At 35.7% G+C, this 255-nt stretch carries 1 pseudogene; it reads left to right on the top strand.

What is annotated here, in order from left to right:
* Positions 1–136: 136 nt before the first annotated feature.
* Positions 137–255: pseudogene (locus tag LZD48_RS19405) on the top strand (ATP-binding protein); the annotation flags it as partial.

Here is a 255-nt window from a genome sequence, read left to right as displayed (position 1 = left end):
ATTGCGATTTCTTTAGAAATCGAAGGTTACAGAGACTTGCCTCATGAAGAAGTAATCAATGAAAAATATAAGGATATCGTAGCTCCAGAGCGTAATCAAGATATCTACTTAGATGTTCTTCAAGGAGTTAAATAAGATGACAGAATTCTATCAGGAGCTACAAGAAAAATGTAGAGCTTTAAGATTAGCAGAAACAGCAAAGGAACTACCAAGCATGCTTAGAGAAGCTGAATCAAAGGGATTAACTTACTCCGA

It is taken from the genome of Oceanobacillus alkalisoli (assembly GCF_021556485.1).
Classification (GTDB): domain Bacteria; phylum Bacillota; class Bacilli; order Bacillales; family Amphibacillaceae; genus Oceanobacillus; species Oceanobacillus alkalisoli.
This window is presented reverse-complemented; position numbering and strand designations above follow the sequence as displayed.